Consider the following 24,591-nt stretch of genomic DNA (forward strand, 5'->3'; position numbering starts at 1 on the left):
GGGGGGGGACGCTATGCATTCCCTTGGGTGGGGAGACCCCTCCCCCCGAGGACTACAAGAAACGTACGTTTCAACATCTGGAGGACACAATGGGCTACAATGTGAATGTCGATACCGACAAGTGCGTGGGCTGTGGCGAATGCGTGGACGTTTGCCCCGTGGAAGTTTACGAAATCAAGGACGGCAAGTCCGAACCCGTGAACTCCGAAGAGTGCCTGGGCTGCGAATCCTGTGTGGAAGTCTGTGAAACCAGCGCCATCACCGTTGAAGAAGCCTAAGCCCTAAGGGTGCCCAAGCACCTGCAAATCAAAGTGCCGCCGGGCGTTTCGTCTGGCGGCACTTTCATAACCAGCGGAACGACCCCAATGATTCCTGATCTTCAGCCCATTTTTGCCGAATACGAAAAACTCCGCGCCAGCTGTGACGCCGTGTTCGAGCGTATCCGGCACGACCATGCCCAGTGCGTCACCTGCAAGGAAGGCTGCAGCGATTGCTGTCATGCCCTGTTCGACCTTTCCCTGGTGGAGGCCATGTACATCAACCGGGCTTTCCAGCAGGCTTTCGACTACGGTCCGCAGCGCTCGGCCATCCTGACCAGGGCCGCCGAGACCGACCGTCAGCTGACCCGCCTCAAGCGCGAGCTCTTCCGGGAAGAAAAGTCCGGCAAGAGCCCCGAAGCCATCATGGAAGAAGCCGCGCGCATCAAGTGCCGCTGCCCCCTGCTGGGCGATGACGACCGCTGCCTGCTCTACCAGGCCCGTCCCATCACCTGTCGCCTCTACGGCGTGCCCACCGCCATCGCCGGTCAAGGCCACGTCTGTGGCTTCGCCGCCTTCGAAAAGGGCAAGTCGTACCCCACCGTCTATCTGGACAAGATCCAGAGCCGCCTGGAAGACCTGAGCCGCGAGATCGGCCGCACCGTCAACAGCCGCTTCCGCGAGCTGCACGAAGTCTACGTGCCGCTCTCCATGGCACTCATCACCAATTACGACGAGGCCTACCTGGGCATCGGCCCGGCCAAGCCTGAAAAATAGGGAGCGCACCATGCCTTCCGAGCTCAGTTTCATTCCCGCTACCGTGTTCCGCGACGGCACGCCCCAGCGCCTCAACGAGGAACAGGAACAGCTCAAGCGTGAGATCTACGAGCGCATGAACCCGCGGCGCCGCAAGTTCGTGGACCGCATCGGCTACGATAACTGGGACCCCTTCCAGAAGCCCAACGATCCTCTGGACGTGCGCCTGGACGTGACCAAGCGCACCACCCAGCAGCTGGTGCGCGAGTTCCTCCAGCTCAAGGCCGCCAGGAACGAACAGTACGGCAACGACTACGGTCGCGGCGTGCTGGAATGCGCTCTGGGTATTGTGAACCGTGACGAAAAATTCCAGGGCATCACCGACTTCTGCCTCTGGTACCATGATCTGCTGAAAAAAGAGGGCCACATCCTATGAAACAGCGTTACGACGATATCGACGAATATATTGCCGACCTCAAGATGGAGATCGCGGCCAACGAGCAGTGCGCTACCCATCACTACAACCTGGGCCTGGCCCTGCTGAGCAAACGTGACTTCGTGGGCGCCGAAGAAGCCCTGCTCAACGCCGTGCGCAACTCCCCCCACCTGGCCGAAGCCTATGTGCAGCTCGGCGGCATCTGCCTGGAACGCGGCGACCTGGAAGGCTGCCTGCGCTACAATGAAGAAGCCGCCCAGTGCCGCGCCAAGTTCCCCGTGCCGTGGAGCAACATCGCCTTCGTGCACCTGCAGCGCGGCGAGCCGGACAAGGCCATCACCGCCCTGAAGAAGGCCCTCAAGTGGGACCCCGACTTCGTGCAGGCCAAGAACGCCCTGACCACCGCCTACTACATGCAGGGCGACTTCGAAGCCTGCGAAAAGCTCTGCAAGGAGATCCTGGAAAAGGAACCCGCCTTCGCTCCCGCCTGGAACAACATGGCCCTTGCCCAGTTCGACCTTGGCAAGTACGCCGAAGCCCGCCAGTCCGCCGCCAAGGCCGCCGAGCTGGGCTTTGAAGTGCCCGAGGGCTTCCTGGAAGAGCTCAAGGCCAAGGGCGTCTAGCATACGACGCGCGCCATCGCTGCCCTGAGGCAGTGTCTTTTTGATGAGGGGGAGAGGAGACCTTTTTGAAAAAAGGTCTCCTCTCCCCCTCATGCTCCCCCGCTCCTCCCAAAAACTTTTACTCTGGTCTGTATGGCGGGTCCCCGTCTTCGGATGACGGACACGTCCCCCTGACCGCCAAGGGACAGACATGACCGGACTGGGGGAGTGAGCACCCGTCCGCGCCTGCCGCCTCCGAAAAGTCTTTTTCGCACGAAGCCAGTCCCGCCCCGACTCCTTCGCATCAAGCGGCCCGCATACTGCCCCGCCAAAAGACAGCACGCCAACCGAATGACGTCATTATCCCGCCTGAAAACAGGAAACGGGCAGCCATACGGCTGCCCGTTTCCTGTAATAAAGCGCGTTTGGGGGAGGATGGAGGGCCCGGGGAAGGCCTCCCTTTGGGCGCTAGCTAAAGGGGGTCCCTTCCCCCCGGACAAACGCCCCGCTCTCCTGCTCTCCGGCATCCGTCACATCAGGCAGGCTGTTCTTTTCCAGCTGCCAGCGGCTCAGGCCGTTGAGGATGCAGCGGCGGGAATCCTTGGCCACGCCGTACAGGGCCTTGAGGGTCTCGCCCATGTCGCTGCGGGCGGTATTGCCGGCCGAAGGGCAGGCATTGGCCCACAGGGGCAGCTCCCACTGCTTGGCGGCCTTGATGATGTACTTTTTCTCCACCAGCAGCAGCGGCCGGATCAGATGCAGCTTGCCGCCGAAGAAGGGCTCGTTCATGCTCATGCCGTCCACGCGGCCGTTGCGGCACAGGTTCATGAAAAAGGTGGAGACCAGATCCTCGGCATTGTGCCCCAGGGCCAGATGGGTGAGCTTGTACTGCGAACAGAGCTCGAACAGGCGTTTGCGGCGCAGCCAGGCGCAGCGGAAGCAGGGGGAACGGCGCTGGTTCTCGGCCGAATGGGCGTGCGGGCCGAAGTCCGTCACCTCCAGATGCGAGGGAATGCCGTGCTGTGAGAGCCAGGCGGCCAGCGGCATATGGCTTTGCGGATCGAAGCCGGGATTGAGATGGATGGCCATGATCTCGAAACGGAAGGGCACGATGCCCTGCCGGATATGCAGGGTCTTGAGCAGCACGAAGCTGTCCACCCCGCCGGAAACGGCCACGCCGATGCGGCAGCCGGGCCAGATCATGCCGGTCTGCTGCATGGCCTTGCCGGCGCTCTTGACGCAGATCTCCTGCGCATAGGAGCGTTTTTCGCGCATATGTCCTCCTGCCCCGCAGGGCATGTGTTGCGTTGATCGGGGGCGGCAGACAGGGCAGGGACGATTTTCCGCGCCTCTGGCCTTGACAGCCGCACAAAAGACCAATAGCATAACTCGCTTGGGCAGGCAAAGAGTTCTGCCCCTATTGCGCCGCGCCCGCTGCTGTCGGGTACGGCGGCATTCATTTTTACACTCCGCCCGCTGTCTCGCGGGCAAGCCGGAGGAACTATGGCCCGCATTACCGTGGAAGATTGCCAGGAACGCGTGAACAACCGCTTTTTGCTGGTCCAGATGGCCATCAAGCGTGTGCGCCAGTACCGTGAAGGCTATGAGCCCCTCATCGAAAGCCGCAACAAGGAAGCCGTGACCGCTCTGCGCGAGATCGCCGCGGGCAAGGTGCTGCCTGACGACATGAGCCTGTACAATCCCCTGCCCGAAGGTCAGGAGTCCGCCAAGAACGAAGGCTAAAGGCCATGGCACAGCGAGACTATTACGAAGTTCTGGGGGTGGACCGCAGCGCCAGCGAGGACGAGATCAAAAAAGCCTATCGCAAGCTGGCCATGCGCTACCATCCCGACCACAACCCCGGTGACGCCGAAGCCGAACAAAAGTTCAAGGAAGCTGCCGAGGCCTATGACGTCCTGCGCGACGCCGAAAAGCGCGCCCGCTATGACCGCTTCGGTCATGCCGGTGTGCAGGGCGGCATGGGCGGTGGGGGCTTCACCAGCAACGAAGACATCTTCGCCCATTTCAGCGATATCTTCGGCGACCTTTTCGGCTTTGCTTCCGCCGGTGGCGCACGTGGTCCCCGCCCCATGCAGGGCGCCGACCTGCGCTACAACCTGAAAGTCACCTTTGAGCAGGCCGCCACGGGCGACGAGATCCCCCTGACCCTGCCCAAGCATGTGACCTGCCCCGACTGCTCCGGCAGCGGTGCCGCTCCGGGCAGCCAGCCCGAGACCTGCCCCCAGTGCCACGGCACCGGTCAGGTGCGCCATTCCCAGGGCTTCTTCCAGATCGCCATGCCCTGCTCCACCTGCCAGGGTACCGGTCAGGTCATCAAAAAGCCCTGCCCCCGCTGCAAGGGCCAGGGCATCGTGGAAGAACGCCGCGAGATCGTGGTGCGCGTCCCCGCCGGTGTGGATACCGGCACCCGCCTGCGTGTGCGCGGTGAAGGGGAACCCGGCGAGCACGGAGGGCCTCCAGGCGACCTGTATGTGGTCCTGCATGTGGAGCCCAGCAAAAAGTACGAACGCCAGGGCCAGGACCTCATCTACACCTGCGAGATCAGCTTCGTGCAGGCGGCCCTCGGCCACCGCGTGGAAGTGCCCGGCCTTAAGGGCCCGCTGCCCTTGGATATCCCCAAGGGCATCCAGAGCGGCACCCTGCTGCGCCTCAAGGGCGAAGGCATGCCCTACCCCGGTCGCAGCAACCGCGGCGACCTGCTGGTGGAAGTCAAAGTCCTGACCCCCACCCGCGTCTCGGACAAGCAGGCCGAACTGCTGCGTGAATTCGAACGCCTGGAAAGTGAAAGCCCGCTGGACAAGGTCAAGAACCTGGGCAAGAAGCTGAGCAAAAAAATGGGCCTGGACTAGGGCGCTGATGCGCGCGAGGACAGGAGCCCACCTCACAAACGAGCTCTTATGCAAAAGGGTGACAGTCGCCAGGACTGCCACCCTTTTTCTGTTATGCGGGCTCCCTGCGGCGCGGGCCGACGTGTCCGCCCGGCGCTGTCGGGGCTGACACCATCAGGGAACGGCCGCCGGCAAAAGCGTGGATCCCGCTGCGCCTGCGCCCTCATGGTGCCGGCCGGATGCTGCCGTCCAGCCCTCCGTCCGGCTCACGGGCCCCGGCATCCTGTCCTCCCGGCTAGACGCCTTGCCCCTCCTCCATGGCCAGGGCCCGCAGGCTTCGATAATCCACCTTGCCCGACCCCAGCAAAGGCAGGGCCGCCAGCCGCCGCACCCGGCGCAGCATGTACAAGGCGGAAAGACCTTCCTCCCGCAACACGGCATTGGCCTGTTCACGCTCCAGAGGCAGGGTCGTGAACAGTACCAGCACGGTCTGCCCCTCCTCTTCCAGCGCATCCACGGCCAGCACCGGGCCTTCCTGTCCGGCAGGGGCCATGAAATGACGCCCCAGCACGGCCTCCATCTGCGGCAGGGAGATCATCTCCCCGCCCAGCTTGACGAAACGCTCCCGCCGTCCCGCAAAGGTCATATGCCCGTCGCTGTCCGCCCGCACCAGATCGCCGGTGCAGTACCAGTCCTCGCCGTCCAGATGCAGGAAAGGCGAGGCCGGGCCGCCGTCGCTGCCCTGCCCCAGATAGCCGCCGAAGACATTGGGGCCCCGCACCAGCAGCAGGCCTGTCTCTCCGGCCGCCAGCCGCTGCCGGGGCTCCTGCACGGATACGATGGCCGTCCGCACCGAAGGCAAAGGCTGACCGATGGTACCCGTGCGGGCATCCGTGGGCAGATTGAGGCTGATGACCGGCGAACATTCCGTGACGCCGTAGCCCTCGCACAGCAGCCCGCCGCCGCTCAGGCGGACAAAATCATCGTAAAGGCGCTGCGGACAGGCTTCCGCCCCCACGAAGGCCACGCGCAACGATGCCAGATCCCCGGGCCGGGCCTGCCGCAACATACCGTCCAGGAAGGTGGGGGCCGCCACCAGCAAGGTCGGCCGCCACTGGCGGCATACGGCATCCAGACGGGCGCCTTCCGTGGGATTGGCGTGGAAGACCACCGGCACGCCGAAGCAAAGCGGCAGCACGATGTTGCCCGTGAGGCCCAGCGTATGGAAGGGCGGCAGCATGGCCAGCATGGCGTCGTGGCTGTCCAGGGCCAGGATGGCCGCCACGTCCCGGCAGTTGGCCAGGATGTTGTCATGGCTGAGCGGCACGCCCTTGGGTGCCGCCGACGAGCCCGAGGTGAACAGGATGGCCGCCGGCCGGGACAGCTTTCGGGGCACGGCGCAGCCTTCGAGCCCGGCCAGCGAGAGGATCGCACGGCAGGCGGCCTCCAGCCGCAGACAGGGGGACAGGGAGGCTGCCGTATCTTCCAGCGGCAGCCATGCGGCCCCGGCCTCTTCGGCGGCTTCGCGCAGGCCGCTGCCCTCCAAGCGATCCAGCAGGGCCCGGGCACTGAGGATATGCCGCACCCCGGCCAGACGCAGACAGTGGCCCAGATTGCGCGGCCCTGTGGTCCAGTTCAGCATGACCGGCGTCTGTCCGGCCAGCAGCACGGCCAGCCAGGCCACGCAGGCCGCTGACGAGGCGGGCAGCATGATGCCCACCCGCTGTCCGCTGCCCAAACGGCGGCGCAGATGCAGGGAAAGGGCCACGGCCCGTATCCAGAACGCACGCGCCGTCAGTATCCGGCCGTTGTCGGCCAGCAGGGGGCGGGACGGGGCGCGCCGCAACTGCCGCAGCATGACCAGCGGCAGATTGGGAGCATCAGGCAGGCTGAGCGCCCGGGCGGGACGGGCCCGCACGGCATCCAGCCAGGGGGAGGGCTCTTCCGACGCTTCCGCTGTGGCGATCTCCGGCATCTGCCCGGCGGCCAGCAGCAGACAGTCCCCCACCGTTCGCAAGCCTTCCAGACTGGCGGGAGCGTGACCAAAACGCTCTTCCAGCCGCACGGCCAGTTCCGTCAGGGCCAGACTGTCCAGCCCCAGATCCGTGTCCAGACGCAGGTCTTCCTTGAGGCTGCCCCACTCCGGGCCCAGAGGCGACGCTTCCGCCAGCAGGCACAGCACGGATTCCCTGTCGGCAGCGGCAAGCGGGGGCGGCGTGGCGGCCATCCGGGCCGATACAGCGCCTGTGCCCGCCCCGGACGGGACCTCGGCCCGCCAGGGGAAAAGGATCTGCGGGCAGGCCTTTTCGCCGCCGTCGGCATCATAAAAAGACTCCAGCAGCGCATTGTACGGCCGGACGCCTTCCCCGGGCATGGGACGGCGGGACGGCAGAGCGCAGGTGATGCGCACCTCCCGCCGGGGCAGGAAGAACAGGCCGTGACAGAGCAGCGACACCAGCCCGCGCAGCAGGGCCCGGCCCAGCACGGGCTCGCCTGCGGCCCAGCTGAAGGACGAGCCCCAGAGACCGCGCGTGCGCACGAGGACCAGACCGCAGTCGGGCACGGCCTGCAGCAGACGGTACGCGCCGCTGTTGCCGCCCAGATGGGTAGCGCCGTCCCGGCTCAGGCCGCCGGAGGGATACAAAAGGACGTTCTCGCCCCGGGCCAGCGCAGCGGCGCAGCCGTCCAGCGCTTCCCTCACTTGGTCACGGGCGGAGAGGCCGTCACGGCGCAGATCCGGCAGGGAGATGCAGCCCGTCAGCGCGGCCACCGGCCGCAACCACGGGCGGCGTATCTGATGGCTGTCCGCCAGCGGCCGCAGGGCGAAAGCGGCAAGATGCGTACACAGCAGGGCCGGGTCCATGAAGGCGGGATGGTTGGGCAGCACGAGCACGCCCCTGCCCCGCTCACGCGCCCGCGCCACTTCGGCCTGCAGGACATCCAGTCCTTCCAGACGGACACGGTAACGCAGGGAGAGCAAATAGCGGCCGCAGCCCAGCAGCATGCGGGAGAACAGGATACGGGCACGCGAAGCGGCCCGGCGAGGCCCCCGGGGCCCGTCCGCCTTCCCCTCGCCGTCCCCCGCCCCGCTGCTGCTGCCGCCATCGTCGCCATCAGGGAAAGCGGCCTTGAGGCGACGGGCAAAAAAGACGGCCCAGATCAGGGTAAGGCCGCCCAGCAGCATGTGGGCCACGGAAGGCGGCAGGAAGGACAGCAGGGCATAGACCGGCCCGGCCAGGGCCATGCCGGAAAAGGAAAAGAAATTGCTGGTGCCGAGGATGCGGCCCTTTTCCTCCGCTGCCGGGAGCAGCTGGATCTGGCTGGACACCGGCACGATGTACAGGCTGCCGCAGATGCCCACCGCCGCGTAACAGGCAAAGAGCAGGCCGAAACGGAAGGCCTCGGGCGCGGCGGGCACGCCACCGGCGACTGCCAGCAGCAGGCCGATACCGGCGCAGGCGCGGGGCACGCTCCGCCGCCAGTCCCCACGGGCACGGCGGGCCGCCAGCCCGGCCCCGGCACAGATGCCCAGCATGAGCCCGCCGGGCAGCAGGCTGGCCATGGTGGGGCCAAGGCCCAGCTGGGCCACGCCGTAGGCATTGATCTCCAGCAGGACGAGGGTGGACAGAGTGTAGAAAAAGACATCGCCGCACAGGCACCAGAAGATGCCCTGGCGGGCACGCAGGCGCCACAAGTCGCGGGCGGAATCCAGGGCCCCCAGCCAGGGGAAGGGCGGCAGATCTTCCTTGCGGGCGGCAGCGGGGCGGTAGGGGATGAAGAACACGGAGAGCAGGCCCAGCACCGCCACGCCCACGGCCACGGCAGCCACCAGCCAGCGCCCGAAGGGGATCTCCGTGGCGAGCCACTGCCGTTCCAGGGCCCCGCCTGCCAGCGTGATGCCCAGCAGGATGGAGGCCGTGGTGGCCAGCTTGAACAGGGCGTTGACGCGGGGCACGTCCTCGCGGGCGAACAGTTCCGGCAGGGAGCCGTTGAGGGCCGGGCTGAACAGGGTGGCGCTGGCCCCCATGCAGAAGAGCATGGCCAGCATGCCGCTCCAGTGCAGCTGGAGCAGCCCCCAGCCCCCGGCCAGCATGGCGCACACTTCAAGGGCCTTGGCCGCCAGTACCAGACGGCACTTGGGATAGCGGTCGGCCAGCCAGCCCGCCCAGGCGGAGAACAGGACGAAGGGCAGCGAAAAAAGCACGGTGCCCCAGGCCTGCACGGCCGTATGGCCCATGCTCACGGCCAGCAGCAGGATGGCCTGCTTGAAGAAATTGTCGTTGAAGGTGCCGAGGGTATAGCTCACCCCCAGCGAGACGGTCTGTCGCAAAAATCGCCTGCTCATGCGCACTCCTTGCAGCATCCGTGCATGGCGGCGATCCCAGCCAAAACCCCTGCCCAGCCGGGCAGGCTCAGGAACGGTCGCCCTGCTCCGCGGCCAGCTCGGCCAGCGCGTAATCCCGCACCCGGTCGAGCATCTCCACGGCAAAGGGCAGGTCGCGCCGGTAAAGCACTTCCCGGCCCTGCCGCCGGGGGATCAGCAGCCCGGCCCGTACGAGGACGTTCACATGATGGCTCACGGCCGTACGGCTCAGGCCCACGGTCGCCACAAGGCTGCTGAGGCTGATGCTCTCCCCGGGCTCGAAGAGCAGAAGGATCTTCTGCCGGGTGGCGTCCCCCATGGCGGAAAAGACCCGCGCCACGCGTTCCCAGTCGTCCGGCAGGGCGGTGATATACGAGGAATTCATGCCCTTGGTGTAGACGCTGGGAAAGTATGCTGTCAACATCAAACTAAAAAAGTAGTTTTATCATGTCAACTAAAAAACTAGTTTTATAGTTTTAATGCCCGCCCTCCCCGCCTGCAGGCTCCAGGGGCACACGCCCTGCCAGCCGGAACGAGAAACGTTTCCCTATACAGGGCACAAAAAAACAGGGCCGCACAGCACCGGTGCAGCCCTGCCGATATCGATAATTTCAAGATAGATGTCCGCATGTTACGACCAAAGATCCCGTCACATGCCCCGCAACGGCGATGCCGGCCTGACCGCAACGCGGGGACGGACTGCACCTCCATGCCGGTAAAGGCCCATCCTCCCGCACGGGACGGATGCCCACGCCACGGCTCCCCCATCCTCTTGCCCGCCGCAGGCTCACGGGGCTCAGGCCGGGGAAGCCGAAGCCAGCCGCGTCATGGGCAAGCGCTCCGGCAACTCCTGCGGCAGGGACAGGCGCAGGGCCCTCCCCCCGTCCAGAGCCACGGCCAGCACAGCGCAGACGCGCAGCTCGGCCCGTCCCGGCTCCTCCGGCAGGGCCCCCAGGCACAGGAAAAAGGCCAGGCCTTCGGCCGGGCAACTCCCCAGCAGGGCGTACTCGGCCGCTGCCAGCCGCAGGGGGCCGGTGCAGCCCAAAGCGCAGGCCTCGCCCAGCAGCAGGCCCTCTTCCGGCTGTCCGGCCGGATGCAGCACGCCCACAGGGCTCCCCGGCTCCCGGCGCCAGAAATGGAAGTCCGCCGCAGCGGGGAAATCTTCCAGCCCGGCCGGAAAATGCCACGCCACCGGGACAGCCTCCCCTGCCGGGGACAGGGGGCTGAACAGCAGCGCGGCGTCTTCCGCCTCCGTCATCCCGCCCTGCCGGATCACACGCCCTGCCCTGCCAGCTTTTGGACCATCTCCTGCCCCATGACAAAGGCCTGACGGCAGTCCTGCGGGAACTGCTCCTCGCGCCGACGCCGCTTGTCCGCCTCGGAAAAACGGTCGGCCACATATCTGGCATAGTCGTCGAACTGCCAGGTGTCGGTCACATACTGGACGGAGGGCGTGCTGAAGATGCGCCCCAGATAGCCATCCATGACGGCCAGGGTCTCGGGATAGCCGTGCTGCCGCATGGTCTCTGCATCCACGTTCATGGTGTAGATGCAGGCCATCGCCAGACGGCGGGGCGCGATGGTGCTGCGCCGGCGGTCATAGACCAGATAGGGGAAGCACAGACGTTCCTGGAACGAACGCATGGCGCCCGTCACGTTACCGAAATAGACGGGACTGCCCAGGGCCAGCCCATCGGCCTTTTCCAGCGCGGCCAGCACGGGCGAAAGGTCGTCCTTCAGGGCGCAGTGCCCGTACGAGGCCCCGCCCCGGAGCTTGCAGGCAAAACAGCTGCGACAGCCGGAGGCCTGAAGATCATAAAGATGGATCAGCTCCGTGTCCGCCCCGGCGCTGCGGGCCCCTTCCAGAAAGTGTTCCAGCACCGTGGCCGTATTGCCCTTTTTGCGCGGGCTGCCGTTGACGGCGAATATCTTCATGGCATCGTGCCTCCGGTTCAGGCGGCCTTCGCGCCGCTGCTGTTGCGGGCCAGGGTACAGCCCACGGCCAGCAGGCTCAGGATACCGAACAGCACCATATCCACCTGCATGCAGTGCAGGAAGGCGTCGATATTGTCCTTGCCCACCGGCTCATGGCCCAGAAAAATACTCAGGGTCAGGGTGATGATGGTCAGGTTGCCCAGCATGCCGGCCGTACGCACCGTGCCCACCAGCCCGGAAGCCTGCCCCACCCGCTGCGGCCCGGCCGCTTCGAGGATGATGGTGGTGTTGGGCAGGGCAAAGATGCTGGCCCCGGCACCAATGAAGCACTGGGCCCCCACGATGATCCAGAGCGAGGAATCCATGTCGAGGAAAGCGGCACTCAGCAGGCCCAGCCCGCAGAGCACCGTCCCGGCGGTGCTGATGAGACCCTGGTCATAACGGTCGCAAAGACGGGCGGCCAGCGGACTGGCCAGGGACTGCACGGCGGCCTGCAGGGCCAGCATCAGACCGGCCTCCTGCACGCTGAAGCCCCGTCCCACCTGCAGGTAGAGGCTGAAGAAAAAGACCATGCCGAAAAAGGAGCAGTAGTTGACGAAGGCCGCCACCAGCGACAGGCTGAGGACCCTGTTCCTGCGCAGCAGGCGCACGTCCACCATGGGGAAGGGACTGCGCAGCTCCCGCCAGACGAAACAGGCCAGCAGCACGAGACAGAGCAAAAAGAGCCCGCCGCCCAGCAGATGATCGTCCGCGATACAGGACGCGCCAAAGGTCAGGGCCGCCATGGCCCCGCCATAGAGCAGACAGCCCGGCACGTCGAAGGGCTCCTTGTCGGCGGTGCGCCACTCCAGGGGGACCCGGAAGATCATGATGCACATGGCGGCCAGCGCGGCCAGGCCCGTGCCCCAGAACAGCCAGCGCCAGCCCAGCCAGCCGGCCACCAGACCGCCCACCGGCGGCCCGCAGGCGATGCCCGCATAAACGGCCACGCCGCTGAGGCCAAGATAGCTGGCCCGCATCTCCTTGGGCGCGGCGGACGCCAGCAGGGCCAGGCTGGACGAACTCAGCATGGCGGCCCCCATGCCCTGGAACAGGCGCAGGCCGATGAAGACGTCGATATGAGGGATGAAACCCAGCACCAGAGCCAGCACACTGAACAGGCTCAGGCCAAAAAGGAAGACCCGGCGCCGTCCGTAGATATCCCCCAGGGTGCCTCCGGCCAGCTGGAACACGACCAGCCCCAGCGTATAGACGGCCCCCAGCAGACTGAGTTCACGGGCACTGGCCCCCAGGCTTTCCCCCAGGGGCGGCAGGACGGCGTTGACCCCGGCCACCATGAACGGCATGAAAAACTGCGCCGCGCAGACGGCCAGCAACAACCAGCGATGTTCTTTTGCGATGCTCATGGACAACCCTAAAACCGGAGGCCGGGGGTGGTCAACCGGATGTGAAATCGTGAAAAAAAGAACAGTTACGGTGAGAAATGATCGCCTCCGTGCAGGGCACAAGACGGCGGCCCGGGGCCGGGCCATGCCTGCAGCAGCGACGCAGGCGGTGCCGGTCCGGAGCACGGTCCCCTCCCTGCGGGGGCGTATCGGGATGCGACGAAAAAACGGGAAGGACACCTGTCCCTTCCCGTTTTTTCAGGGAGCCGCGCGGTCCCGGCAGCTCCCGTCGTCATTCATGTTCTCCCCCACCGGGGAAGCGGCCTACAGGCCCGCTTCTTCCACCAGGCGCAGGCACATCTCGGATTTGTTGAGGCTGTACAGATGGATGCCGGGCGCGCCGCAATCCAGCAGCTGCCGGATCTGGCGGGCGGCAAAACGCAGGCCCGCTTCGCGCACGGCCTCCACACCGCCTTCGTTGTGGGCCGCTTCCAGTTCCAGATAGAGCTTGCCCGGGATGTTGGCCCCGCACAGCGAGAGCACGCGGCGCAGGGAATCGAAGCTCTGGATGGGCAGGATGCCCGGGATGACCGGCGTCTCCAGTCCGGCGGCGCGCAGCGAGCTGACCAGGGACTCATACTCGCGCACGTCGAAGAAAAGCTGGGTGATGACGAAATCCGCTCCGGCGCGCAGCTTGTCGGCCAGATAGGCCCGGTCCGACGCGAAGGTGGCCGCATCGGGATGGGGCGCGGGATAGCCCGCCACACCGATGCCCAGGTCGGGATGCTCCGAGCGCAGGAAACGCACGAGGTCACGGGCGTTGTGGAAATGGCCCGCGTTCCAGTCCCAGTCGCTCACGCCGCGCGGCGCATCCCCGCGCAGGGCCAGCACGTTGTGGACCCCGGCAGCGCGCAGATGGCTCACAAAATCGCTGATGGCCTGCGGCTCGGCGCCCACACAGGTCAGGTGCGCCATGACGGTGAAGCCCCGCCGGGCCAGCTCCGCCGTGACGTTCAGCGTGTTCTGCTGTTTACCGCCCCCCGCACCGTAGGTGACGGAGAGGAAAAGGGGATCGATCGAGCGCAGGCGCTCCACGGTCTCGTAGAACTCCGGCAGATGACTTTCCGCGGCAGGGGGAAAAAATTCCAAAGAAACAAAAGGCTTGGTTGTCTGGCGGAGAGCCTGGGCGATCTGCATGACAAAACTCCTGGGAACTGTGAATCAGAAAAAACGGTTTCGATGTCTCCAACTATATCAATATAACTTGATAAGTCAATATAGTTTGCCCGCCCCTTCCCGCCAAAGCCTGATGCTTGCCAAAAAAACAAGGGCGCTCTATGTCAGCAGGTATGGACGCTTCGGTCGCACCCGCTTTTTGTCATCCCGCCTTCCCTGCCGGTCTGCTCCGCCGCAGGCAGCACGCTCTTCTTGCCTGCTGTCTTCGCTCGCTCTACCTGCTGCTCTGCCTGCTGGTCTTCTGCCCTGCCGAAGCCGGAGCGGAAGGGGACCTTCCGCCTGCCCCCCCTGCGCCTTCCCTGAGTCTGGAACTGGAACAGCTCGACCTTTCCGGCCTGCCCGGCCTGCCCCCGCTGCCCGCCGAGGATGAAGTCCTGCCTGCGGCAGCCACCCAGGCCCTGCCGCTCCCGGACGAGGCCCCGGCAGCGGACGCCGGCGCCGAGGCCGATGCGGCCCTGCCGGAAGCCCCCCGCTGGAACGCCCTGGAAGAGGGGCTCGAATATGCGGAGTTCTCCCTGCAATCCGAAGCCGGGCAGCAGGCCTCTTTGACCGTCCTGCGTATCGACCCGGAATTGTTCGACTTCCGCCTCTATGCCAGCGCGGCCCACAAGCATCCTGCCCTGACCCTTGGCCAGTGGGCCGACAGCCATGATCTGGTGGCCGCCATCAATGCCAGCATGTATCTTCCCGACGGCGTCACCAGCACGGGCTACATGCGCCAGGACGACTACATCAACAACAAGCGCCTGGTCCGCCGCTTCGGCGCCTTCTTCGTGGCCGGTCCCCGCCAGGAGGGCCTGCCCCGCGCCGACATCCTGACCCGCGAGGATCCCCAGTGGCAGGAACTGCTGGAGCAATATCGCCTGGTCATCCAGAACTACCGCATGATCAATGACGAGCGCCGCATCCTCTGGTCTCCCGGCGGCCCCCTGTACGCCATCTCGGCAGTGGCCGAGGACGGGGCGGGCAAGATCCTCTTCCTGCACTGCCGCGAACCGCTGGAAGCCTACAGCTTTGCCCACGCCCTGCTCCACCTGCCGCTGGATGTCCGTACCGTCATGTATGTGGAGGGCGGCATGCAGGCCGGGCTGGTGATCCGCTCCCCCGGGCTGCATCAGGAGCTGCGCGGACGGCACCTGGCCGATTTTTGGGTCACGGGCAATGTGCGGGCCCAGCTGCCCAATGTGCTGGGCATCCGTCGACGGCACGCCCCGGCCCTGCCGGACTGTCCCACCATGCTCCAGCAGACGGCCGTCCCCGCCGCTGCCGCCGAATGATGGCGAAACACGCCAGATATACAGACTTTTTTCTCTGCATCCTTTGCGCCAGGGCGGGAAAGAGTTTTGTGAAAAACTTCTTTATTAAGAAAAATTACTATTATAGTCGGAAAACCTCTTTACAACGGGGCCGTCTTGGTTCAAAGTAGCCTCGTCGGAAGGAGTTCCGGCAACATGCAAACACCGATCCCAACTGTCCGGCTGCGGACAAAGGTAGACAAATATCATGCCGAATCAGCTTGAAGTTTATAAGTGCACCCATTGCGGCAATATCGTTGAAGTCATCCACGGCGGCGGCGCCAGCCTGGTCTGCTGTGGCGAGAACATGAAGCTCATGAAGGAAGGCTCCACCGACGGCGCCATGGAAAAGCACGTGCCCGTGATCGAAAAGATCGAAGGCGGTTACAAGGTGACCGTGGGCAGCGTGGCCCATCCCATGGACGAGAACCACTACATCGAGTGGATCGAACTGCTGGCCGACAACCAGAGCCTGACCTGTTTCCTGAAGCCGGGCGACAAGCCTGAAGCGGTGTTCAAGACCGACGCCGAAAAGGTCACTGCCCGCGAATACTGCAACCTTCACGGCCACTGGAAGGCCGAAAACTAGGCTCATAAGGAGAGACACCATGAAATACGTTTGCAGCGTGTGCGGTTACGAATACGATCCCGCCGAAAACGACAACGTGCCCTTCGACCAGCTGCCTGATGACTGGACCTGCCCCGTCTGTGGCGTGAGCAAGGATCAGTTCGAACAGGCCTAAGCCCTGTTTCTTCCGCTCTTTCCGCCTGCCCTGCCGCCCTGCGGCAGGGCAGGCTCGTTTATGCCCTTTGCGGCATCCTGACCGTGAACAATATCCCCTAATGGAGAATTTTCATGCAGCCCGTTGAAATCAAAAAAGATATTTTCTGGGTCGGTTGCGTGGACTACGATCACCGTGACTTCCACGGCTATTCCCGCTCCCCCGAAGGTTCCACCTACAATGCCTACCTGATCCGCGACGAAAAGAACGTCCTGATGGATACCGTGTATCCCGGCTGGGCCGGCAACATGCTGTGCCGCATCGCCAAGATCATGGATCCTGAAAAGATCGACTACATCGTCTGCAACCACATGGAACCCGACCACGCCGGCAGCCTGGCCGAAGTGGTGGCCCGCGTGAAGCCCGAAAAGATCTTCGTCTCCACCCTGGGCTACAAGTCCATGCAGGGCTACTTCGACTGCAAGGACTGGCCCATCGAAGTGGTCAAGAGCGGCGACAAGCTGAACATCGGCAAGCGCAACATCATCTTCCAGGAGACCCGCATGCTGCACTGGCCCGACAGCATGGTCTCCTACATCCCCGAAGACAAGCTGCTCATCAGCAACGACGCCTTCGGCCAGAACATCGCCACCAGCTACCGCTATGCCGATGAGCACGACCAGGGCGACTTCGTACGCGCCATCAAGGAATACTACTACAACATCGTGCTGCCCTACTCTCCCCAGGTGCTGAAGACCCTGCCCATCGTGGAGAGCCTGGACATCGACATGATCGCCCCTGACCACGGCCTGATCCACCGCGGCGAAAAGTCCGTGAAGTTCATCGTGGACATGTACCGCCAGATGGCCGAACAGAAGCCCCAGCAGCGCGCCATGGTGATCTATGACACCATGTGGCATTCCACCGAAAAGATGGCCTATGCCGTGTGCAGCGGTCTGGAAGAAGTGGGCGTGCCCACCCGCCTGATGTCCGTGAAGAGCAACCATCACAGCGAGATCATGACCGAACTGGCCAACTGCGGCGCCGTGATCGCGGGCTCCCCCACCCACAACAACACCATCATGCCCCTGATGGCCTCCACCCTGACCTACATGAAGGGCCTGCGTCCCCAGAACCGCGTGGGCGGCGCCTTCGGTTCCTTCGGCTGGTCCGGTGAATCCGCCAAGGTCCTGCACGAGATGCTGGCTTCCATGGGCATGGACATGCCCGCCGATTTCGTGAAGTGCAACTGGACCCCGCGCCACGAAGCCCTGCGCGCCTGCGTGGAACTGGGCAAGACCGTGGGCGAGGCCCTGAAGAAGAAGTGCCAGGGCGAATAAGCCCGCATCCTTCCGAATGCCCTACGGCGTCCCCAAACGGGGGCGCCGTTTTTTTTATGCCCCGCGTGAAGCGGCAAAGAGCCTCCGTCCCATCCGACAGGCAGGCATCGCCCGGCAGAGCGAGGGGCCTGGCCTGCGTCCCGGCACGGGCAGAGGCTTCCCTCCCTATGAGCGGGGCTGTCAGCTTCATCAAAAATCACCGTAAAGGCGGCAATGGGGATCGTATCAGCATTGCGCCCGTCCGCGGGGCCCGGCAAAAAAACAGGCAAGCCTCCTGCCCGTATCCAGGCATCTTTCCGGACGCATGCGCCCGGCCCCGTCCGGCATGGCCGGTATCCTTGCGCCACGCCCGCGCGGCCCAACAGCTTGCAGCCCCAAAACAAAAAGGCCGGAGCCTCAAGGGCCCCGGCCTCCGGTTGTCCGTTATCAAAAAATGCTAGCGTCCGCTTTCGCGTTCTTCCTGGCAGGCACGGCACAGGCCGACACCGGGCAGGGCCTCCAGACGCTTCTGGGGGATGGGCTCGCCGCATTCGCGGCAGCAGGCCACGCCGTCGATCCAGTCGGGACCGCCCTGGTCCATGGCAGCGCGGGCGCGGGAGAGGGCAGCTTCACGGTCCAGACGTTCAAGTTCAGTGGCCTGGTCAAAAACATCCATGCATCTGTCTCCTTAAAGCAAGCGGCAATCCCGTATGAGCCGGGATTGCCGTAGTGGATTGGTGCGGGCCTGTGTAGCACAGGCGCCCCATCCTGTAAAGAGTCCGCCCGCAGCCACCAGGAAAAAATCAGGGCCGGCAGGCTCCTGGGCGACCGTGATGGCCGCCCCTGAAAAACGCTAAAAAGAGGCTCCCGCACCGGAGCGGCACGGGAGCCTGGATATGTACCGGGAAACGCCGCCTTACTTCGCCGTACGCAGGATGTCTTCCAGCGTATCGATGAAGGCGTCGAGGTCGGCCTTGTCGATGGTCAGGGCAGGCAGCAGGCGCAGGGTCACGCCGTGGCTCAGGTTGCAGATGAAGCCGCGGGCGATGAGTTCGCGCCACACGGCGGCGGCATCCACAGCCAGCTCGATGCCGATCATCAGGCCCAGGCCGCGCACTTCACGCACGGTACCGGGCAGCTTGTCCTGGATGGCGCGGACGCGGTCCATCACATGCTTGCCCAGCTCGGCGGCACGGTCGGCCAGCTTGTCGCGGAGCATGATCTCCACGCACTTGGCCGCCACACCGGAGGCCAGCGCGCCGCCGCCAAAGGTGGTGGCATGGCTGCCGGCCTCGAAGCCCTTGGCCATCTCGTCGGTGGCCAGCATGGCGCCCATGGGCAGGCCGTTGGCCAGGGACTTGGCCATGCTGATGGCGTCCGGGGTCAGGCCATGCTGCTGGAAGGCCCAGAAGGTACCGGTGCGGCACAGACCGGCCTGCACTTCGTCACAGATGAAGAGGATGTCGTGCTTGCGGCACAAGGCTTCCACACCGCGCAGGTAATCGCCCGGCAGGGGCACGATGCCGCCTTCGCCCTGCACCACTTCCACCAGCACCGCCGCCGTGGCGGGCGTGATGGCGGCTTCCAGCGCGGCCAGGTCATTGGCGGGCACCTGCTTGAAGCCTTCGGGCAGCGGCGTGAAACCGTCGCTCAGGCTCTCGCGGCCCGTGGCGGCCAGCGCGCCGAACGTGCGGCCGTGGAAGCAGCCGCCCAGGGTGATGATCTCGTAGGCGTCGCGCTGCTTGACCTTGCGCATGTAACGGCGGGCCAGCTTGATGCAGGCCTCGTTGGCCTCGGCGCCGGAATTGCAGAAGAAGGCCTTGCCGTGATGGCTGGTGCTCAGCAGCAGGCGGGCCAGTTCCAGCTGTTCTTCCTGATAGAAAAGGTTGCTGACGTGCCAGAGCTTGTGGGCCTGGGCTTCCAGGGCGGCACAGACCTCGTCGTTGCAGTGGCCCAGGGCGGTCACCGCGATGCCGGCCAGCAGGTCCACATATTCCTTACCGTCCACGTCCCACAACCGCGAGCCCTTGCCTCGGACCACAGCCACGGGATATCGGCTGTAGGAACGGCAAAGCAGTGCTTCTTCCTGGGCTTTGACGGCGGAAAATGTGTCGGACATGGTCAACTCCTTTGCTGGGAGGCCTTGCGCCATCCCACGGGGCACGCGCCCCGGCAATCGTGAAACAGAAAAGGCTTTGGAAAAAACGGGAGACCTGCCGGGAAAACAGACGTCCCGGCCCGACGGCGGATATGCCCGCGGCACACGCGGCAACGCACGGCCCCGGCCGGCGGCATCCCCTGGCGGAGACTAGCGCCCCGTATGTCCGAAGCCGCCCGCACCGCGCTCCGTGGCAGAAAGGCTCTCCACCTCCTGCCAGACAGGGCGGACAAAGGGCTGGAAAACAAGCTGGGCCATGCGCTCCCCACGCTTGAGGATGCGCTCCTCGCCCGAGGTGTTGAGCAGCATGACGAGGATCTCGCCCGTATAGTCGGGGTCGATGACCCCCACTCCCTGGGCCACGGTCAGGCCCTCACGCGCACCAAGGCCGCTGCGGGAATAGAGGAAACCCGCGAAACCGGCCTCGCAAGGCTGCACGCTGATGCCCGCAGGCACGCAAAAGCGGCCTCCGGCAGGGATGCGCACACAGTCCTCGTCCAGACAGGCGCGCAGGTCGATACCGGCCGAGAAGGCCGTGGCCGGTTCAAGCTGACCGGCGTACAGGGAACGGGCCCCTTCGCGCACGAAAGCGAGGCGCACGGGGCAGGTGGGTACGGAAAAATTGCTCATGGCGTGAGATGTAACGCACATGCGGACAGCGGGCAAGAGGCCCAAAGCCTTGCGGGCCCGCAGGATACGACCACAGGACCGCCGCTTTGTGCCCGTGCTCATGGACAGGTCCCCGCCGGCCCGGCAGCCAGCTCCACGCAGTGGTCTTCCCCTTCCTCCACCAGCGAGCGTACAGGCCAGTTGCGGGGATTTTCAGGAAACATTGCCAGCAAGTTCCCAGCCGGGACATCTGCAAAAAATTTTTTTCAATCCTTCCGGACATTCCCTTGCCCGGCATACGCCCCTCCAACCCTGCAAGAGAAGAGTACAGGCCACCAGCAAACGTGCTTTCCCTTCCGGTCCGGATACGGCAGTACCCCCTCCGCGCATCGAGCCCCGTCTCCCCCTCTCATCTCCTCTAGTGAAACAGCGTGGCGCTGCCCCGCCCGCCTCCTGCAGACAAGCCCCTCATGAGCTGAGGCCCCTGCCCCAACGACAGATTCCACAAAACGCCTCCCCCTCCGGCAATACCCAAGCCCGCAGCACGATCCCCGCCAGCATCAAGATCTCATCGCAGCAAGACCGGCAATGGAGCCACGCGAGGGACCCCATGGCTCCGGGATGCCCGGGTATGGTCGACGAACGGGCGCAGCAGCTCCTCCGGGGACCGTCGTGCTCGGGAGGCTCACCGCCCGCAAATCCCCTTGCACTGACCAGAACAAAAGTTTTCGCGGGGATGGGGGCCCGGGGGAAGGGGAGCCTTTTCCAAAAGGCATCCCTTCCCCCGGACGGCCCTCTGTCCTCCAATAACAGAACGGGCCCCTCTTCCCTTCCGCCGCCTCCGCTCCTGCTCCCCCTTGCCTTCCGGGCCCAGATTGGGCAAAGATGCGGCCAACAAAAGGAGATGGCGTGACTGAACACAGCTATGCGGTTATTGGTGGCGGCCTGGCCGGTTGCGAATGTGCCCTGCGTCTGGCGCGGGCCGGTCTGCAAGTGACCCTGTTCGAACAGAAGCCGGAGTTCCGTTCCCCGGCCCATGTCAATGACGGGCTGGCGGAGCTGGTCTGTTCCAATTCCCTGCGCTCGGACGAGCTGACCTCCGGCATCGGCCTGCTCAAGGCCGAGATGCGCGAACTGGGCAGCGACTTCATGGAGCTGGCCGACGCCCACCGCGTGCCTGCGGGCAAGGCCCTGGCCGTGGACCGCGAGGCCTTCTCGGCGGCCATGACGCAGCGCGTCCGGTCCACGCCCGGCATCACGCTGGTGCACCGGCAGATCACGTCCCTGGACGATCCCGCGCTGGACGGCTTCGAGACCGTGGTGCTGGCGGCCGGGCCCATGGCTTCGGAGAACCTCTCCGCCTCGCTGGCCGAGGTGGTGGGCGGCGACCACTGCTATTTTTATGATGCCATCGCGCCCATCGTCTGGACGCATTCCCTGAATATGGACATCGTGTTCCGTGCCTCGCGCTACGGACAGGAAAAGGGCGAAACGGGCGGCGACTATCTCAACTGCCCCATGAACAAGGAAGAATACGAAGCCTTCTATAATGCCCTGCTGGAAGCGCAAAAGGTGGGCGCACGGGAATTCGAGAAGGAAAAGCATTTCGAAGGTTGCATGCCGGTGGAGGCCCTGGCCGAGCGCGGCCCGCGCACCCTGACCTTCGGCCCGCTGAAGCCCGTGGGCTTCGTGGACCCGCGTACCGGCCGCCGTCCCTGGGCCATCCTGCAGCTGCGGGCCGAGACCCTCAACGGCGAGACCTGCAATCTGGTGGGCTGCCAGACCAAGCTGACCTACGGCGAGCAGGCGCGCGTGTTCCGCATGGTGCCCGGTCTGGAAAAGGCGGAATTCGCCCGCTTCGGCAGCATGCACCGCAACACCTATGTGAACGCGCCCGTGGCCCTGAACGAGGACCTGTCGCTCAAGGCGCGGCCCCGCGTTTTCCTGGCCGGACAGATCACCGGTGTGGAAGGCTATCTGGAATCCGCCGCCTGCGGCATGTGGCTGGGCATGCTGCTGGCCGCCCGCGCCCAGGGCAGGGAGCTGGCCCTGCCGCCGCTGGAATGCGCGCTGGGTGCCCTGCTCAACCATCTGCGCACCCCGGTGAAGCACTTCCAGCCGTCCAACGCCCATTTCGGCCTCATGCCGGAGCTGGACGAAAAAGCCAAGAAGAAGGACCGCAAGGCCCTCTACTCGGCCCGGGCGCGCGAACGTTTCGCCGCCTGGCGTGCGGAACAGGGGCTGTAGCAGCCTCGACTTTCGGCTCTGTTGCAAAAAAAGCGCATTTTTTTCGAAAAAAATGCGCTTTTTTTGTTCCCTTCTTCCAGAGCGTTTTGCCCATTTTTGACGGCCACCGGAAAAAACGGGCAAAAAGAGAGGCAAAAATGAGACTGCAACCTGTTGAAAATAAAAAATAAAAAAAAATTAAAAAAAGTTGTTGACTCGGGGGGTGGTTTTCGCTAGATAAGACTTCGCCTCTTGGAGTAGGAGCGTAGCTCAGGTGGCTAGAGCACTTCCTTGACACGGAAGGGGTCAGCAGTTCAAGTCTGCTCGTTCCTACCAAATAAAATAATAAGGGCATGAGCCCGTGGCGACAGGGGCGGTGCCCGCCAGATAGCTGCACGAAAGCAGCACGTTTTTTGAAGATGGGGAGGTTTTTCAGCCTCCCCATTCCTTTTTTTGTACCATACGCCCGACAAGGGCGCCTGAAGGAGTATAAGCATGGATGTCCGCGTGGAAGGACAGGTGGTGGACGCCCCCGAACAGGGTGATGTGGCCGCTGTTCTGCAGAAAGCGCTGAGCGGCAAAAAATTCAAATCCGTGGTGGCTGCGCGTGTGACCGCAGAGGGCACGGAGACTTTGTGCGATCTTTCCGCCACCGTTCCCGCCCAGTGTACCGACATCACTCCCGTGTACGCCGATTCTCCCGAAGGCCTGAGCATGATCCGCCATTCCACGGCCCATGTCATGGCCGCCGCGGTGAAAAAGCTTTACCCCTCGGCCAAGGTGACCATCGGTCCCGCTGTGGAAAACGGCTTCTACTACGACTTCGACGTGGAAAAGCCCTTCTCCAGCGAAGACTTCCCGGCCATCGAAGCCGAGATGCAGCGCATCGTCAACGAACGCCTGCCCTTCGTGCGCACCACCATGAGCAAGGCCGACGCCATCGAGAAGTTCAGCAAGATGGGCGAGAACTTCAAGGTGGAGATCATCGAAGGCATCGAGGGCGACACGGTCTCCCTGTACACCTGCGGTGATTTCACCGACCTGTGCCGCGGCCCCCACGTGCCGCACACCGGCTTCTCCAAGGCCAGCAAGATCCTTTCCGCTGCCGGCGCCTACTGGCGCGGCGACGAAAAGAATCCCATGCTCTCCCGCCTGTACGGCACCGCCTTTGCCGACGAGAAGGCCCTCAACGCCTACCTGAAGCAGCTGGAAGAAGCCAAGCGCCGCGACCACCGCAAGCTGGGCCGTGAACTGGGCTTCTTCACCTTCCATGAAGACGTGGCCCCCGGCATGGTCTTCTGGCTGCCCAAGGGCATGCTGATGCGCACCATCCTGGAAGACTTCTGGCGTCGCGAGCACATCAAGCGCAACTACGACCTGGTGCAGGGCCCGCAGCTGCTGCGCGTGGAGACCTGGCAGCGTTCCGGTCACTACGACCACTATCGCCAGAACATGTATTTCACCCAGATCGAGGACGATCAGTACGGCATCAAGCCCATGAACTGCATCTCGCACATGCTGATCTACCGTAACGATCTGCGCAGCTACCGTGACCTGCCCCAGCGCTACTTCGAGCTGGGCGTGGTGCACCGCCACGAAAAGAGCGGCACCCTGCACGGTCTGCTGCGTGTGCGTCAGTTCACCCAGGACGATGCCCACATCCTGTGCACGCCCGAACAGCTGGAAGGCGAGATCCTCGGTGTCATCCACCTGATCCGCGACCTGATGCATCTGTTCGGCTTCGACTACAAGGTGGGCATCTCCACCCGTCCCAAGGACAGCATCGGTACCGACGAAGCCTGGGAACTGGCGACCAATGCCCTGATCGAGGCCGTGAAGAAGGCCGACATGCCCTACGAGATCAACGAGGGCGACGGCGCTTTCTACGGTCCCAAGATCGACGTGCGCCTGCTGGACTGCATCGGTCGCGAATGGCAGTGCTCCACCATCCAGGTGGACTTCACCCTGCCCGAACGTTTCGACCTGACCTATGTGGGCCAGGACGGCGAACGTCATCGTCCTGTCATGGTGCACCGGGCCATCATGGGCTCGCTGGAGCGCTTCATCGGTGTGCTCATCGAGCAGTACGCCGGTGCCATGCCCACCTGGCTGGCGCCCGAACAGGCCCGGATCCTGACGGTCACCGATGCCCACAACGAAGCCGCGCTCAAGGCCTGCGAGGAGCTGAAAGCTCTGGGGATCCGCGTGACGGCCGATACGCGCAACGAGAAGCTGGGCTTCAAGGTGCGCGAGGCGCAGCTGGCCAAGGTGCCGTATATTCTGGTGGTTGGAGAAAAGGAAGCGCAGGCGGGCGGCGTCAATGTGCGTCTGCGCAATGGGGACAACCTGGGGCTCAAGTCCGTGGCGGAAGTGGCTGCCCTGATCCGTACGGACAGCGAAGAGCCTTTCAAGAATGGAGGGATGCGCTATAGCTTCTCCTAAC

General features: G+C 64.4%; 22 protein-coding genes and 1 tRNA gene. 13 read left to right on the forward strand and 10 right to left on the reverse strand.

What is annotated here, in order from left to right; all coding sequences use genetic code 11:
- The first annotated feature begins 89 nt into the window (after positions 1-89).
- The 4 genes from ACQRAG_RS02950 (at position 90) to ACQRAG_RS02965 (ending at position 2,072) form a co-directional block, all read left to right on the forward strand.
- Positions 90-278: a ferredoxin gene (locus tag ACQRAG_RS02950; protein ID WP_040369804.1), complete on the forward strand. Its 189-nt coding sequence runs from the start codon at positions 90-92 to the stop codon at positions 276-278.
- Positions 279-365: 87 nt separating this feature from the next.
- Complete coding sequence (locus tag ACQRAG_RS02955) at positions 366-1,034, forward strand: YkgJ family cysteine cluster protein (RefSeq protein WP_168935497.1); 669 nt, start codon at positions 366-368, stop codon at positions 1,032-1,034.
- 10 nt (positions 1,035-1,044) lie between these two features.
- The gene (locus tag ACQRAG_RS02960) at positions 1,045-1,449 is read left to right on the forward strand and encodes a hypothetical protein (protein WP_006008157.1); all 405 of its coding nucleotides are present in this window, start codon (positions 1,045-1,047) and stop codon (positions 1,447-1,449) included.
- Positions 1,446-2,072: a tetratricopeptide repeat protein gene (locus tag ACQRAG_RS02965; protein ID WP_168935496.1), complete on the forward strand. Its 627-nt coding sequence runs from the start codon at positions 1,446-1,448 to the stop codon at positions 2,070-2,072. Before ACQRAG_RS02960 ends, ACQRAG_RS02965 begins: the two co-directional genes overlap by 4 nt.
- A 447-nt stretch (positions 2,073-2,519) precedes the next feature.
- Here the strand turns inward: ACQRAG_RS02965 and ACQRAG_RS02970 are convergent, their stop codons facing one another.
- Positions 2,520-3,326: a tRNA lysidine(34) synthetase gene (locus tag ACQRAG_RS02970; protein WP_427803832.1), complete on the reverse strand. Its 807-nt coding sequence runs from the start codon at positions 3,324-3,326 to the stop codon at positions 2,520-2,522.
- A gap of 228 nt (positions 3,327-3,554) precedes the next feature.
- Here ACQRAG_RS02970 and rpoZ point away from each other — a divergent pair, with 228 nt between their 5' ends.
- Complete coding sequence (gene rpoZ / locus ACQRAG_RS02975) at positions 3,555-3,794, forward strand: DNA-directed RNA polymerase subunit omega (protein WP_168935494.1); 240 nt, start codon at positions 3,555-3,557, stop codon at positions 3,792-3,794.
- A 5-nt stretch (positions 3,795-3,799) separates the two neighbouring features.
- On the forward strand, positions 3,800-4,921 hold the full coding sequence (gene dnaJ / locus ACQRAG_RS02980; RefSeq protein WP_168935493.1) for a molecular chaperone DnaJ: 1,122 nt from the start codon (positions 3,800-3,802) through the stop codon (positions 4,919-4,921).
- A 274-nt stretch (positions 4,922-5,195) separates the two neighbouring features.
- Here the strand turns inward: dnaJ and ACQRAG_RS02985 are convergent, their stop codons facing one another.
- The 6 genes from ACQRAG_RS02985 to ACQRAG_RS03010 all read right to left on the reverse strand — a co-directional run bounded on the left by ACQRAG_RS02985 (position 5,196) and on the right by ACQRAG_RS03010 (position 13,780).
- Positions 5,196-9,245 carry an MFS transporter gene (locus tag ACQRAG_RS02985; RefSeq protein WP_427803831.1) on the reverse strand — a complete coding sequence of 1,350 codons (4,050 nt, stop codon included), beginning with the start codon at positions 9,243-9,245 and terminating at the stop codon, positions 5,196-5,198.
- 67 nt (positions 9,246-9,312) lie between these two features.
- On the reverse strand, positions 9,313-9,648 hold the full coding sequence (locus ACQRAG_RS02990) for an ArsR/SmtB family transcription factor (RefSeq protein WP_168935491.1): 336 nt from the start codon (positions 9,646-9,648) through the stop codon (positions 9,313-9,315).
- Between the two features lie 411 nt (positions 9,649-10,059).
- On the reverse strand, positions 10,060-10,521 hold the full coding sequence (locus ACQRAG_RS02995) for a hypothetical protein (protein ID WP_427803830.1): 462 nt from the start codon (positions 10,519-10,521) through the stop codon (positions 10,060-10,062).
- A 14-nt stretch (positions 10,522-10,535) separates the two neighbouring features.
- A complete protein-coding gene (locus ACQRAG_RS03000; protein WP_168935489.1) occupies positions 10,536-11,198 on the reverse strand; it encodes a flavodoxin family protein in 663 nt (220 codons plus the stop codon).
- Between the two features lie 17 nt (positions 11,199-11,215).
- Positions 11,216-12,604, reverse strand: a complete 1,389-nt coding sequence (locus ACQRAG_RS03005; RefSeq protein WP_297137762.1) for an MFS transporter — start codon at positions 12,602-12,604, stop codon at positions 11,216-11,218.
- Positions 12,605-12,907: 303 nt separating this feature from the next.
- Positions 12,908-13,780, reverse strand: coding sequence for a methylenetetrahydrofolate reductase (locus ACQRAG_RS03010; protein ID WP_168935487.1), 873 nt, complete (start codon positions 13,778-13,780; stop codon positions 12,908-12,910).
- Between the two features lie 152 nt (positions 13,781-13,932).
- On the opposite strand from ACQRAG_RS03010, the gene ACQRAG_RS03015 reads away from it, so the two are divergent.
- The 4 genes from ACQRAG_RS03015 to ACQRAG_RS03030 all read left to right on the forward strand — a co-directional run bounded on the left by ACQRAG_RS03015 (position 13,933) and on the right by ACQRAG_RS03030 (position 17,176).
- On the forward strand, positions 13,933-15,096 hold the full coding sequence (locus tag ACQRAG_RS03015) for a phosphodiester glycosidase family protein (protein ID WP_204674688.1): 1,164 nt from the start codon (positions 13,933-13,935) through the stop codon (positions 15,094-15,096).
- Positions 15,097-15,322: 226 nt separating this feature from the next.
- Complete coding sequence (locus tag ACQRAG_RS03020) at positions 15,323-15,703, forward strand: desulfoferrodoxin (RefSeq protein ID WP_006008126.1); 381 nt, start codon at positions 15,323-15,325, stop codon at positions 15,701-15,703.
- 19 nt (positions 15,704-15,722) lie between these two features.
- Positions 15,723-15,857 (forward strand): rubredoxin, encoded by a 135-nt coding sequence (locus ACQRAG_RS03025; RefSeq protein WP_006008124.1) that lies wholly within the window; start codon positions 15,723-15,725, stop codon positions 15,855-15,857.
- Positions 15,858-15,970: 113 nt separating this feature from the next.
- Positions 15,971-17,176 (forward strand): FprA family A-type flavoprotein, encoded by a 1,206-nt coding sequence (locus ACQRAG_RS03030; RefSeq protein ID WP_006008121.1) that lies wholly within the window; start codon positions 15,971-15,973, stop codon positions 17,174-17,176.
- A 436-nt stretch (positions 17,177-17,612) separates the two neighbouring features.
- On the opposite strand, the gene ACQRAG_RS03035 is transcribed toward ACQRAG_RS03030, so the two are convergent.
- From ACQRAG_RS03035 to dut, 3 genes are all read right to left on the reverse strand, one after another.
- Positions 17,613-17,831 carry a TraR/DksA family transcriptional regulator gene (locus ACQRAG_RS03035; RefSeq protein ID WP_040369802.1) on the reverse strand — a complete coding sequence of 73 codons (219 nt, stop codon included), beginning with the start codon at positions 17,829-17,831 and terminating at the stop codon, positions 17,613-17,615.
- Between the two features lie 240 nt (positions 17,832-18,071).
- Positions 18,072-19,274 carry an aspartate aminotransferase family protein gene (locus ACQRAG_RS03040; protein WP_040369801.1) on the reverse strand — a complete coding sequence of 401 codons (1,203 nt, stop codon included), beginning with the start codon at positions 19,272-19,274 and terminating at the stop codon, positions 18,072-18,074.
- Positions 19,275-19,463: 189 nt separating this feature from the next.
- A complete protein-coding gene (gene dut / locus ACQRAG_RS03045) occupies positions 19,464-19,964 on the reverse strand; it encodes a dUTP diphosphatase (RefSeq protein ID WP_427803829.1) in 501 nt (166 codons plus the stop codon).
- 843 nt (positions 19,965-20,807) lie between these two features.
- Here dut and trmFO point away from each other — a divergent pair.
- The 3 genes from trmFO to thrS all read left to right on the forward strand — a co-directional run bounded on the left by trmFO (position 20,808) and on the right by thrS (position 24,590).
- A complete protein-coding gene (trmFO, locus tag ACQRAG_RS03050; protein WP_204625617.1) occupies positions 20,808-22,169 on the forward strand; it encodes a methylenetetrahydrofolate--tRNA-(uracil(54)-C(5))-methyltransferase (FADH(2)-oxidizing) TrmFO in 1,362 nt (453 codons plus the stop codon).
- Positions 22,170-22,407: 238 nt separating this feature from the next.
- Positions 22,408-22,484 (forward strand) — tRNA-Val (locus ACQRAG_RS03055).
- A gap of 159 nt (positions 22,485-22,643) precedes the next feature.
- The gene (thrS, locus tag ACQRAG_RS03060) at positions 22,644-24,590 is read left to right on the forward strand and encodes a threonine--tRNA ligase (RefSeq protein WP_168935528.1); all 1,947 of its coding nucleotides are present in this window, start codon (positions 22,644-22,646) and stop codon (positions 24,588-24,590) included.
- The last annotated feature ends 1 nt before the right edge of the window (position 24,591 follow it).

This window comes from Desulfovibrio sp. SGI.230, assembly GCF_050313065.1.
Classification (GTDB): domain Bacteria; phylum Desulfobacterota; class Desulfovibrionia; order Desulfovibrionales; family Desulfovibrionaceae; genus Desulfovibrio.

Excerpts from the sequence above, each read along its gene's own strand:
- ACQRAG_RS02960 (WP_006008157.1), top strand. The coding sequence starts at position 1,045 with ATGCCTTCCGAGCTCAGTTTCATTCCCGCTACCGTGTTCCGCGACGGC.
- ACQRAG_RS02950 (WP_040369804.1), top strand. The coding sequence starts at position 90 with ATGGGCTACAATGTGAATGTCGATACCGACAAGTGCGTGGGCTGTGGC.
- ACQRAG_RS02970 (WP_427803832.1), bottom strand. The coding sequence starts at position 3,326 with ATGCGCGAAAAACGCTCCTATGCGCAGGAGATCTGCGTCAAGAGCGCC.
- dnaJ (WP_168935493.1), top strand. The coding sequence starts at position 3,800 with ATGGCACAGCGAGACTATTACGAAGTTCTGGGGGTGGACCGCAGCGCC.
- ACQRAG_RS02955 (WP_168935497.1), top strand. The coding sequence starts at position 366 with ATGATTCCTGATCTTCAGCCCATTTTTGCCGAATACGAAAAACTCCGC.
- ACQRAG_RS03000 (WP_168935489.1), bottom strand. The coding sequence starts at position 11,198 with ATGAAGATATTCGCCGTCAACGGCAGCCCGCGCAAAAAGGGCAATACG.
- rpoZ (WP_168935494.1), top strand. The coding sequence starts at position 3,555 with ATGGCCCGCATTACCGTGGAAGATTGCCAGGAACGCGTGAACAACCGC.
- ACQRAG_RS02985 (WP_427803831.1), bottom strand. The coding sequence starts at position 9,245 with ATGAGCAGGCGATTTTTGCGACAGACCGTCTCGCTGGGGGTGAGCTAT.
- trmFO (WP_204625617.1), top strand. The coding sequence starts at position 20,808 with ATGCGGCCAACAAAAGGAGATGGCGTGACTGAACACAGCTATGCGGTT.
- ACQRAG_RS03030 (WP_006008121.1), top strand. The coding sequence starts at position 15,971 with ATGCAGCCCGTTGAAATCAAAAAAGATATTTTCTGGGTCGGTTGCGTG.
- ACQRAG_RS03015 (WP_204674688.1), top strand. The coding sequence starts at position 13,933 with ATGGACGCTTCGGTCGCACCCGCTTTTTGTCATCCCGCCTTCCCTGCC.
- ACQRAG_RS03025 (WP_006008124.1), top strand. The coding sequence starts at position 15,723 with ATGAAATACGTTTGCAGCGTGTGCGGTTACGAATACGATCCCGCCGAA.
- ACQRAG_RS02965 (WP_168935496.1), top strand. The coding sequence starts at position 1,446 with ATGAAACAGCGTTACGACGATATCGACGAATATATTGCCGACCTCAAG.
- ACQRAG_RS03005 (WP_297137762.1), bottom strand. The coding sequence starts at position 12,604 with ATGAGCATCGCAAAAGAACATCGCTGGTTGTTGCTGGCCGTCTGCGCG.
- ACQRAG_RS03035 (WP_040369802.1), bottom strand. The coding sequence starts at position 17,831 with ATGGATGTTTTTGACCAGGCCACTGAACTTGAACGTCTGGACCGTGAA.
- dut (WP_427803829.1), bottom strand. The coding sequence starts at position 19,964 with ATGTGCGTTACATCTCACGCCATGAGCAATTTTTCCGTACCCACCTGC.
- thrS (WP_168935528.1), top strand. The coding sequence starts at position 22,644 with ATGGATGTCCGCGTGGAAGGACAGGTGGTGGACGCCCCCGAACAGGGT.
- ACQRAG_RS03010 (WP_168935487.1), bottom strand. The coding sequence starts at position 13,780 with ATGCAGATCGCCCAGGCTCTCCGCCAGACAACCAAGCCTTTTGTTTCT.
- ACQRAG_RS02990 (WP_168935491.1), bottom strand. The coding sequence starts at position 9,648 with ATGAATTCCTCGTATATCACCGCCCTGCCGGACGACTGGGAACGCGTG.
- ACQRAG_RS03040 (WP_040369801.1), bottom strand. The coding sequence starts at position 19,274 with ATGTCCGACACATTTTCCGCCGTCAAAGCCCAGGAAGAAGCACTGCTT.
- ACQRAG_RS03020 (WP_006008126.1), top strand. The coding sequence starts at position 15,323 with ATGCCGAATCAGCTTGAAGTTTATAAGTGCACCCATTGCGGCAATATC.
- ACQRAG_RS02995 (WP_427803830.1), bottom strand. The coding sequence starts at position 10,521 with ATGACGGAGGCGGAAGACGCCGCGCTGCTGTTCAGCCCCCTGTCCCCG.